The sequence below is a fragment of the Okeania hirsuta genome (assembly GCF_003838195.1).
Classification (GTDB): Bacteria; Cyanobacteriota; Cyanobacteriia; order Cyanobacteriales; family Microcoleaceae; genus Okeania; species Okeania hirsuta.
In genome coordinates this window covers 15,391-27,008 of sequence record NZ_RCBY01000097.1, presented here as the reverse complement: position 1 = coordinate 27,008, position 11,618 = coordinate 15,391, and the positions used below count along the sequence as shown (strand labels likewise).

At 39.6% G+C, this 11,618-nt stretch carries 4 protein-coding genes and 1 pseudogene; 1 reads left to right on the top strand and 4 read right to left on the bottom strand.

All coding sequences use genetic code 11. The features are described from left to right. Positions 1-164: 164 nt before the first annotated feature. A pseudogene (locus tag D5R40_RS16955) lies at positions 165-1,310 on the bottom strand (Ppx/GppA phosphatase family protein); the annotation flags it as partial. Between the two features lie 165 nt (positions 1,311-1,475). On the opposite strand from D5R40_RS16955, the gene D5R40_RS16950 reads away from it, so the two are divergent. Next, on the top strand, positions 1,476-2,360 hold the full coding sequence (locus D5R40_RS16950; RefSeq protein ID WP_124145537.1) for a 4-hydroxybenzoate solanesyltransferase: 885 nt from the start codon (positions 1,476-1,478) through the stop codon (positions 2,358-2,360). A 60-nt stretch (positions 2,361-2,420) separates the two neighbouring features. Here D5R40_RS16950 and D5R40_RS35415 read toward each other — a convergent pair whose 3' ends face one another. The 3 genes from D5R40_RS35415 to D5R40_RS16940 are packed head-to-tail and all read right to left on the bottom strand — an operon-like array spanning position 2,421 to position 11,317. Then, entirely contained in the window at positions 2,421-2,561 is a 141-nt protein-coding gene (locus D5R40_RS35415) for a hypothetical protein (RefSeq protein ID WP_161564581.1), read from the bottom strand. 49 nt (positions 2,562-2,610) lie between these two features. Then, positions 2,611-3,600, bottom strand: a complete 990-nt coding sequence (locus D5R40_RS16945) for a hypothetical protein (RefSeq protein ID WP_124145536.1) — start codon at positions 3,598-3,600, stop codon at positions 2,611-2,613. Between the two features lie 31 nt (positions 3,601-3,631). After that, positions 3,632-11,317 carry a LamG-like jellyroll fold domain-containing protein gene (locus tag D5R40_RS16940; protein WP_124154947.1) on the bottom strand — a complete coding sequence of 2,562 codons (7,686 nt, stop codon included), beginning with the start codon at positions 11,315-11,317 and terminating at the stop codon, positions 3,632-3,634. Positions 11,318-11,618 lie beyond the last annotated feature (301 nt).

Below are 11,618 nucleotides of genomic sequence, written 5' to 3'. Positions count from 1 at the left end.
CATTGGCACTTTTAGCAATTTTTTGGAAGCGCTCTAAGGTAGCGATCGCTCTATTCATAATTTCTGCTTTCAAATTACCATTTGCTTCACAGTCTCCGAGTCTTACCGTTTCTTTGTCTCGGTCAATAATTGTAAAAGCGGGTAAAGAGGGGTCTATTTTGACACTCATGTAGCACTCCTTTAGTTTCGTCAAATAAATTTAGTCCCCAAGAAGCAACCCGCTCGCTACATTCCAAATTGACTTGATATTTTTGAGCAATTTTTAGAGTATTACGCTGGCGAATAGAACTTTGGAAACGGAGGCGGTCGTATATCAAACTATGATTCAACATCCAGTCAACTATTACTCCCTCGCGCAAACTACGTTCGCAAACAGTTATTGACTCCATTCCCAATAAACTCATTGCCTCTTGTAATACTAAAGCACCTGCTAAAATAATTTCCGAGCGCTTCTGTGACATACCCGGTAACTCTTGCCGTTCGGAGACTGATAACTTTTTCAACTTATTAACTAACCCTTCCAACTCAGCTAAACTAAACTGATAACCTGCTAGGGAAGTTGGCGCATTGGCGAATTTTTCACAAGCATGAATATTCGCCAACGCTTCAATGGTGCCAGAAGTACCCACTAACTGTGGTTTTTCACCTTCCTGGATATTAGCTAATAACTCCTCTGTCGGACGTTCCAATAAACCCCTAACGTAAGCTCGCAGATAGGCAAATTCTATTTTGCTAATGGGGTCAGTAGTAACAAATTCTTTGGTCAAACGTACTGCACCTACCTTTGTACTGCTCAGAGTCCGTGGTGCATTACCGTCACCTAATATTAACTCTGTGGAACCCCCACCGATATCAATAATGACATGGGGTTTGTTGTTAAACTCCATTGCTGAAAGCACCCCGAGATAAATCCGGCGAGCTTCTTCTTGACCAGAGATTAAGTTAACATACAAGTCTAACTCATCAGCAATTTTATTGAGAAAAACTGTGCCATTGGGTGCTTCTCTTACAGCACTGGTAGCTACAGCAATAATTTGCTCCGCATTGGCACTTTTAGCAATTTTTTGGAAGCGCTCTAAGGTAGCGATCGCTCTATTCATAATTTCTGCTTTCAAATTACCATTTGCTTCACAGTCTCCGAGTCTTACCGTTTCTTTGTCTCGGTCAATAATTGTAAAAGCGGGTAAAGAGGGGTCTATTTTGACTACTACTAAATGTAGAGAGTTAGTACCCATATCTATCGCTGCCAAGATCCGTTCTCGGTTTTCCGATATCAAGGGTATTTTTACTAAAGGAACTGATGTAACCATATTTTATAAATGTGTTCAAATTTAACAAGTTGCCTAAATTTTAGATTAAATAATGTCATCTGTGTCATTACGATCAAAAATATGTAAAATGGCCATTTGTCCTTGACAAAATACCTTCATTTAAGGTATAAATATGTCCAGAATCTACAATCCAAAGTCATAACAATGTTGACCAAATCTCATCCTCCTCAATCAGAATCAACCTTGATGAAAGTAATCAAGCTTCTGAGATGGGATAAACCAGCCGGACGCTTAATTTTAATGATTCCTGCTCTATGGGCTATATTTTTGGCCACTGATGCCATGCCACCCTTACCATTAGTCGGAGTAATTATTGTAGGAACTCTGGCCACCAGTGCAGCAGGTTGTGTAATTAACGATTTGTGGGACAGGGATATTGACCCAGAAGTGGAGAGAACTCGCGATCGCCCCCTGGCCTCCCGTGCTTTGACTATTCAAACAGGTATTGTCATTGCTATTATTGCTTTTGCCTGTGCTGGAGTTATAGCACTTGATCTCAACCGACTCAGTTTTTGGCTATCCGTAGCAGCAATTCCGGTAATTATTTGTTATCCCCTGGCCAAGCGATTTTTTCCAGTACCTCAGTTAGTATTATCTATTGCTTGGGGTTTTGCCGTATTAATTAGTTGGAGTGCTGCAGTAGCTGAGTTGGACACTTCTACCTGGATTTTGTGGGGCGCTACTATTGTTTGGACTTTGGGTTTTGATACGGTTTATGCCATGAGCGATCGGGAGGATGACCGACTTTTAGGGGTTAATTCGAGCGCTCTATTTTTTGGTGAATATGCAGCTAATGCTGTAGCTATATTTTTCTTTTTGACTGCCGTTTTATTGGGAGTATTAGGAGTAGAAATGGAGCTACATTTTGGCTTTTGGATAGCTCTTGGTATTGCTACAGTTTTCTGGTCTATTCAATATGGAAAATTACGGCAAGAGGAAATTTTAAAACCCTACGGTCAGATATTTAGACAAAATGTTTGGATTGGTTTTATATTATTGGCTGGTATGATTACGGGTTTAATATTTTAAGGAAGGAAGAAGGAAGAGGGAAGAAGGCATCCCCCCTTGTCCCCCAGGGCTGTTTCATTCTCAATAGACACGGGGACGCGGGGACGCGGGGAGGCGGAGACACGATGAAGTTGAGCGATCGCCCTCTGCAATAAACAAACTCATGGTCTCAACCGGAGTTTGATGAAGGCGATCGCTATTCACACCATAACAATGGGTCAAAAATTCGTTTTTGTCCTCTTTCTAGAATGCCAATTTCTGTATCTTTAACTTAGTTTTGTGGTAAATTCAGAAAATCCTCCATAATTTGGAAGAAATCTAAACCCCCGTGATTCTCTACTTTGTACAGATCCCCCATGATTTCAATAACCTTCTCATTCTGATTTTTCATATCTTCTGACTTATTCAAGTCTAACTCCATTGAGGGAATAATTGAGTCTTTAAAAAGTGATTTTATGTCCTCATAATCATCTCCGCTCATGTCATTTATCAACGGTAATAATACATCTATTATCTCCTTTTTCGCATCATTTGCATCTTGAGTTGGATATCTCTTTTGCTTCAAAGCTCCTACTTTAGTCTTCATTTCCGATATAGTGTCATCGTTGACTGTAGCGAGATGCTTGTTAGATTTAAAGTAATTATCACAGTGTGTCAAAACGTCTCTTAAATCTTTAGGTAAAAAGCCGATCGCTATATTTTGCCCGCCACTTTCTGGGAACAAGTTTTTTTGGTTATTTTGAAGATATGTGGAAACAGCTCTTAACTTATCACCTAAGGTGTTTCCTCTATACTTTATTCCTTTATTGTTAATAAATGTATCTACATCAGTTTCTATAGTTTTGGGATTATCGTTAATGTATGCCGTAAAAGCATCAAGAAGTAAATGAGAAGGAATAATGTGCCGTCGATGGTCTCCTACCTTGACTGGTATATCATCGCGTGTTCTCTGAGTAAATGCTGGCCGACCTTCATAATACCATATTCCTCTACTGTCTTGTAGAAATGCAAATGGTTTCTGACGAGGGACGTTATGTCCCTTTTTCTTCCACAAAGCTTGGAAAGCTTGTTTAACTATAGTTTTTTTAGTTGTATGAACTAACTGGTTTTTATGGGTTGCTCCTATTATAGCTTTTTGTTGATTAGCAAAATTCTTAGGATTTCTACTTCGTGTTTGCATAATAATTAATTCTTCAAATTCATTAACACTTTTTCGGCGTTCTTGGTATAGTAGTGGATAAGTTTTGTAGGAACCTTCCATAGAAAGTTCCTACATTCTTTTTTCGAGATGTCTATTGATTTTCCAGCAAAGATTTTAGCTCTGTAAGTTTACCTCGAATATCTGCAAGTTCACCTTGTATACTTTGATTTTTCCCTTCTAGGGAATCAAAGTAATTAACGATTTCTGCAGTTATTTGATCCGGATCTTGTTGCTTACGAATATCCCGACCAAAGCCCATTAGTGCTGGACGTTCTACATAAGTAACTCGGTGTAGCACTCGCCAAGTTTTATTAGCTTTGCCCCTCGCTTGACGCAAAGCACGAGCTTCTTCATCGTTACTAGCAAGCCATTCGGGGTCAACTACATAGTCAAAGAAATCATTAAAGTTTTTGGTACTACCTTCCAGGTAAAAACTCATAAAGCGATAGCGGTCTACCTTTTCCCCTGGCCGAATAGGGTAGTCATCGGCATCGGTAACTCCAATGCTTTCTACACCACTTAAATCCACATATAACTGAAAACCTGTGCTACGACTTTCAGTTTTAGTCATAGTTTGGGTCATCTTGACAGTAGCTTGAGCAGTTAATTCAACTGCCGCCCCAAAAAAACCAAAGTTACCCTCTAAACCTAAACCGGCGTAGAGATCGAATGAACCACCAATAGTATGTTCTGCAGTATTAGCAAAACTCTGTGCCTCTGTCCGCAACCCGCCATCAGCATCCCAAACGTAATTGTTAACTATATTACGCTTTCCAGCTCGAATTTGGATACTTTCCATTTTCCGTTGCCAACCAGCAAAACTATCTGTGGCATGGACTCTCGAATCCTGATCTTGAATTCTGGAGCTAATTTCTGCCTGTTTCTGTTGAGCAGCATCTGACTGCTCCAAAGCACCAGACCTTGCTTCCTCTTCCCGCTGTTTTTGTTCTGCTGCTTCTTGCTCTTTTCTCTCCTCCTCAGTCATATTCTCATCAGGTTTATCTTCTTCCCGCTCCAGAGATATTTCTGATGGCGCTTCTCCTTTGCTTGCTTCTCGTTCCAAGGATGCTTCATCCACAAGCAGTGCGTTAAATTGAGCAAAATATGACTCTCGCCGTTTATCTTCATTCTCAATCTTTTGTTTGAGGTCGTAAGCTTCCTGGAGACGATAGTAACTAGCGGGATATAGAGAACCATATTGATCCCGCATTTCCGGGACATGGCGGAAGAAGCGATCGCTACTAGCGCTAGAACCTGTCATCCCATCCAAGCTACCGTTCATAGTATAAGTTGGATTAATCAAGAACGTAATAGTATTAATATCTGGTGGAATACCATCCACAGGTTGCACTTGATAACCAATCATTTTCTTCGTGCGTTTGAGGCGAGTAATAAACACATCTGCTAAACTCGAAACCACCAAAGCATAACCGACATTTTTGGGTATAAAACGCTGACCTAAATGGGGAAATTGGATACCTTTTTCATAGTTACCCCGTAGTTCCAAGCGATCGGTCATAGTTATGGATGAGCTAGAGCTAATACTGGTTTGATTCAAGAAATTGTAACTGAGGTCAAGATTACCTTTGAAACCTGCTCGTATATCTGATGCTTTTGTCATCACTCCAAAACCAGCATATGAGACATTGCTCGCTCCCATAAACAGATTAACTGATGCCCCTAAACCAACTTCTTGGTAACGATTCCAGCTAAATGCTACATCTTCAGACATACCTACTTCTACAGAGGTTGCATTGTTGTAGTCTATCTTGACACTCAGGTTTTCGCTCGGTACTGGTGGCGCTCCTTCGATATACCCTAAGAGGGTAGGCGCAAACTGAGCATTACCTATCCACTTCAGTTCTAATTCTTCAATCCGCTTATCTGGCAATAACTCAGCACCATTGAGGGCGGGAGTGGCTAGGAAACGTCTCATGATGGCATATTTTTTATTGGTAATTTTTTCAATACCAATAGTGCTGTATTCGGCACTGACTACAGCATTGCTACCAATGGGCAAGGTATTATCACCTTTAATCATTGCTCCATTGACAGTACCATGATGCTCGTTACCGCTAAGGTCGAGAACTTTTTTTGTTGAATCGTCTGGTATAACTTCATTGAGTGGGAAATAGGCAAGTAAGCCTGACTCTTGACCTGTCAGACGTTGGTGCATATCAGCTTTGATTTCCTCTGCACTGCGAGCTTGATTCCAGACACGGACTTCGGCTATTTGACCAGAGAATGGGTCTAATGTTCCCCCAGACCATACACCAGCACCAATTTGAAATGAGTCTGTAGAGCTACCGTAGTTATTGACAGTTGTATGGATGGCGCTAGTTTTTTCGACTCCATCAATATAGAGCGATAATTTACTGCCATTACCCACCAAAGCAATATGATGCCATTCATTAACAGGATATGAATAATATATTTCTACCCAACTGTTGATACTAACCCATGCTTTTAATTGTTTCTGACTATCGAATCCAAATTCTATGACATCGTTTTGACCAAAAAGACTAGCGTTAGGTATGGAAGCTGGTTTGATCCATCCTTCTAGAGTGAAAGATGATAAGTTGCTTAATAGACTTGAGTTAGGGCTGATATAATCACCTTCGCCATTAAACTCCATCACTTGATGACTTAAGTTACCAATGGGAGAAGTACAAGCCCACCAAGTACCACCAAATACTGTTCCATTGTTACCGCTGCCAGTCAGGTCTCTGACTTCAGTACCTGTGGCTTCATTCAGAGGATAGTAAGCGACTAATCCTGGCTCATTACCACTGAGTCTGGTTTTACTATTAATTGCAATTTCTGCATCACTCAAAGCAATGTTCCAAATGCGGTATTCGGAAATTTTACCGAATTGTTGGAAACCTGATACGCTATTACCGATAGTTGAGAAATAACCAGTAATTTTGAAGCTTTCTTGCTCGAGTTGTTTTCTCGTGTCTTCATCAGTCTCTGCCTCCAGAATTGCTTTTTGGACATCAGCAACTTCTTTACCATTAATATAGAACTTTGTTGTTGATTCTTTACCTACAGCAGTTAGGTGATGCCAACCAACAGACAATTCTTCTAGATTATAGCCACTGTCATAAAATTGATTTCGGAGAACAATACCTAATTTTGCATTATTATTCTCTGTCAAAACATCAATCCGCTCTCCATCAACTGTAGTAATTAAGGTCTGACTTGATGCTACTAACCTCACGCAGATATTCAAGAAGGCATTCATAATACTCTGAGTTTGAGCATCATCAATTTTTTCCGTAGTACCTCCTGCATAGAGCAGGTAGTATATACGCTTAGTACCTGAAATATTTGAGACCAGATGTTGATCGTTATCGGTGTTTGTAGAAAATTGGTGAGTAGCAGAGCCATTATTTTCTACAATCACAAGATGGTTAACGGATGGATCGGTAGTACCATAAACACGCTTGACAAACCCAGAGAAAGTCACACCACCTACTTCAGTATTTAAGACTATACCATCAACTGAACCATGAGAGTCTGCACCAAGATTTCCTGTAATCTCAAAACTATTTACTCCATCAACATCGGCAATAAATACAAAAAGTCCTGGATATTTACACGTGAAGTATCGACCATTTCCTCCTACATATTGACTACTAATAATAGTATTATTGGAGTATGGAATTGAACCCCCTAAATTAGTAGCAAGGAGATTGCCACCATCATACATATCTCTGCCACCATCAGAAATACTATTTCCACTAACACCATCACTGAACTCATAGCGGTTAGGAATCAAATTGGTAATAGATTGATAATCCCGGTTCAGTTGTTCCAGTACCTCTTCTAGACTAAAATATTTGTGAGCATTCGGTAGTGGATAGGAAAACCAAGTCTCAATTGTCCATTCATTTGGGAGAGAAATTGGCTTGAGCAGCTCAATTTTAGAGTTAGTATTAGACAGTTTCAGAGCAACAGGAAGTTCATCAGGAACCCACTGTTCAAAAGTTGTATTTTGACTGTCAGAGGTAGCATCATAATTTGTCAACCGCATTCGTCCTTGACGATCGAAATAGCTAAGTTGCACATTACCTTCACAAGTTTCAATAGCTGTTACTCGACTTGCCGCAGATGCAAACCCTAGGAATGCTCCTTTAGTAACTAACTCCTTGTTATCTGTAGCTACTTCGGGCATAGTTTGTGGTGTTACCTGAATACTTATTATGTCATTGAGTAAGTTATTGTTTAATGTATTCAATAAACTCTGAACAGTAGTAAGTTCAGCAATGACTTCCTGTAAACGAGCCTCTAGTTGAGCTTTTGTAGTATTTTTCTGGCCACTATCTAATTGTAAGAGCGCCAGTTCATTTTGAAGATTCACTAAGTGTTGTTTTGCCTGATTCCATTCAGTTTCTTTTCTCTGATAAGCTGAACGAGCATTAGAAATATTGTTGGTAGCTACCCCTCCTATTTTGATAATTTTCCATTGTTGGTTAGATTTTTGATGTTCTGACCAAATACAAACGTCATACTCACCGCCACCACGATCTAATACTCCTCCACTTGCCCGTTGGCGAATCAAATAATAACCATTTGATAAGGATTCTGGTTTCCATTCATATTTGCTACCGTCACTTGTTCCGCCATATACTAATTCTTTATAGTTCCCATACAAAGCTCTGTTTTCATAAAGTGATACGATCCGATAATACCCGTTACTCGTTGCTACAAACTTAAAACGGTTATTCGTGTAATAAGGGTTGCCATCAGCTCCCGTATTAGCATGAAGAAGTCCTTTCGATGCAGTATAAATACGAGCAATCAGATTTTCATTCTCTCGACAAACCAGTTTACACCAGTAGTTTAATTTATTATTCTGCTCGTATTGATAAGTATTAAACAGTTGATTTTTTTGAGCTTCAAGATTGCTAATAATTGTCTGTTGATTAGAAATTTCACTCTGTTTAGCATTTATAGCTGCTTGTCTTTCAACATCTCCTAGATTCAAATTAGCAATTTTTTGTTCTAGTTCCCGTTTTTCTTTGAGGAGTAATGCTTCCTCTTGCTCTTTTTGTTCAAGTTCTTTCAACTTGGATGGTAATGCTGCTTGACTATCTGCCAATGTTGTCAGAGTAACGCTATCGGTAGATTTGACCTCAGTAATACTATCGGAAACTAACTGAATGCGATGCTTGCGAATTTCTAAAGTTGACCAACCACCTTGAATATTAGCAATTTCAAAAGCACGCATCATTGCTACCGTATAAGGTACAGTAACGCGACAAGTTGCTTGATACCAGTTATTACCTAATGACACAAAGTCACTGTCAGCTCCAGAAAACGTCTTCTTTTGCTCGGCACTGCGACTTGTTTTACCCCAATAGGAAAAACTGAACAATTTATTACCATTGACATTATTGGGGTTAACATGAGGATCGGTCTTAAATTCAAAAGTTTCTACATAGGTTGCCCCAGCAGTAACTGCCACCAAATCATCATTGCTGTACTTAACTACTTGGGTAGTATTATCTCCTAAAGTGCGACTCAGAGTAATAGCACTCACAAAAGCATCCCCATGTACTATCCCATCATTTCCATAGGCAGAGAAATCAACTACTTTTCTGTCTTTAGTAATCGCCCCTAAGCGCCAATAACCTACTAAATCTACTTCTCGTCCAGTTAGCTGTAGGTACATACTGTCTTTAATTTCCTGAGAAGTACGAACTTTATCCCAAATTTGTACATCAGCAATTTTGCCAACAAAAGACTTGCCAATCTCAAATTCTGGTTGCCAATTTTCTGGTGTATTGGGTAATGCTGCAAATTCTCCAGGAGTTCCTAACTGCTGACCATTCTTACAAAGAGTTAAGGTTGTACTGTTACTTGCACCATCAGAAGCAATCACACCAGCATAATGCACCCATTGACCTGTGGGAATTGTTGCTGTATCAGTGACTTGTTTATTACTATTACCTATTCTAGCTTTCAGAGTTACAGTACCATTATTAATCAATAGTTGGAAGCGTTGTTCTTTTTCTCCAACAATTATCTGTTCTCCACTACCTGTCTGTGATACATAAACCCAAGCTGAAATCGTATAACCGAAAGCAAATTCTGTAGATGGAGGCGTTAACTCGATAGCAGGAATAGCAATTTTCTGATCCCCACCATTAAACATCACACCCCGACGCTTTCTGGATTTCAATTTCAGATTGACTGCTTCCCCTGATTGCCAACTAATACCGTTAACAACAAAATTTTCTACGTCAAGCTTCTGAATAGCTAAAGTTCTATTATAGTCACTGGTATTAATAATTTGAACTTCATCCCCATCTTCCAGACCATGATTAAAAGCTGTTATTCTCAGTCTTTGATTTTCTACCCTTTCAAAAGCAGTGATGGCACCATCAAAAATTAAACCTGTTTCTGCTTCTGGCACTACTTCCCAACGACCAATGTCTCCATCAACATAGCTAGTCTCAATTTCAAAGGTATCTTCGTCAATGGCAGTAGCTACATAATGGCCATCATAACTTTGAGTATCCGTGATTTCAATAATGTCACCAGTGATTAAATCCGCTGCTTCAGGAGAGGTAATCTGAACTGTATCTTCATCTCCTCTATTTATTGCAGTAATTGTACCCTGGGGCGGTGGTGTGGAATCACCTATTCCTTTAATTTCATCCAGGGTATTTAAGGGTAACAATAGATCGCGACTATTGCTCCTGAGAATAGTCTGGGAGTCTGGGTTTTCATCAATCTCTGCCAAAGTGCCATCTGCTGCTACTGCAAAACTCAAAGCTGCAACATTTCCCTGTTTTGTGGGAATTGCCAACATGATCTTGGTGGCATTTTTCAACAACTGCATTCCTTCCCTGGTTTGCTGCTCCCGTTGGATATCGTATTTGGTGGCAGAAAAACCGTCAGCTACCTCAACGTTATTAATATCTAAAGTCCGATGAATAATCCCAGGAATAGAACGAGGTACTAATGCATTCTTGGCTTCTCGTTTCTGCTCTAATATTGTATAGTCCTTAATATCAAATAATCCCTCTTCAGAAGCGCCAATTGTTGTCAACTCTATCTTCTGAGTTTGAGAATTGTAAGCAAAAATATGCCAACGGTATTTTTCATGTTCGTTAGTTGGTAACAAGACTACGGAAAACCAGCCTTTGTCAAGATTTGTAATTAGGCTCAATTCCGTAGTTGGTTCATAAAATGGCTCGCCATCAGCATCTCGAAAGTCCAAAGAGTCAATATTTGCTAACCCACCATTTGCTTTTTTCCTCATGCTCTCAATGGGTTGATATTTTTTCCGAGAGCGTTTAAACCGCACATCTAACTTCCGCACTAGCTGATTAGTCATGCCATCGAGGACAAAACGGTCTACTAATAAAGTATTAGGAGTAGTTTCGGTGGCATTAGCTTTCGACTGACGAAAAACATAAATGTGTTCCATCCCAGAAACTAATTGTACTGGTGCAACCGCAGATTCATTCAGAGTTCTGTAGCGAGAACGCAGAATAAATTTATTGGGGTCATCTTGATGAGTTAATTCTGCGGTTTCTTTGTCTATTACGGACTGGTCATCCTCTGCTTCATCAGGAAATTCCAGTTCTTGCCAATCTTCCCATCCCGTGCGTTGGTCTTCGGGAGTATTGAGGTAAGAGTCTTCAAAGCCATCCTGCTTAATGGTGTAGAAAATCTTGCCGTTAGCATCGGTCGCAATAACTACTACTTTGCCTTCATGGGCAATAGTGTTAATGAATTCCAGCTTTTCTTGGAGTAATAGCATTAATCTGCCGTTCTAAGTATTAAAATTATTGGTTGGACTTATGGCTTTAGCGATCGCAATTGGTCCAAACTAAAACCCGATAAGAGCAAGAGTATAATCAAATAATTAAAACATCAAAAAGTTAACATTTTTTTAATTTTCTAGCCATCATCCCAGTCATATCATGTGCGGTTGAATACTTATAAAAAAACGACTTCCCCAAAATAATGCTATACTTACCAAAAAATTGGGTTTAAAGCCTCGCCCATAAGCGGGCGACTTTTTAGTTGTTTTTTTTAAATAAATATGTTATCGTGCTGTT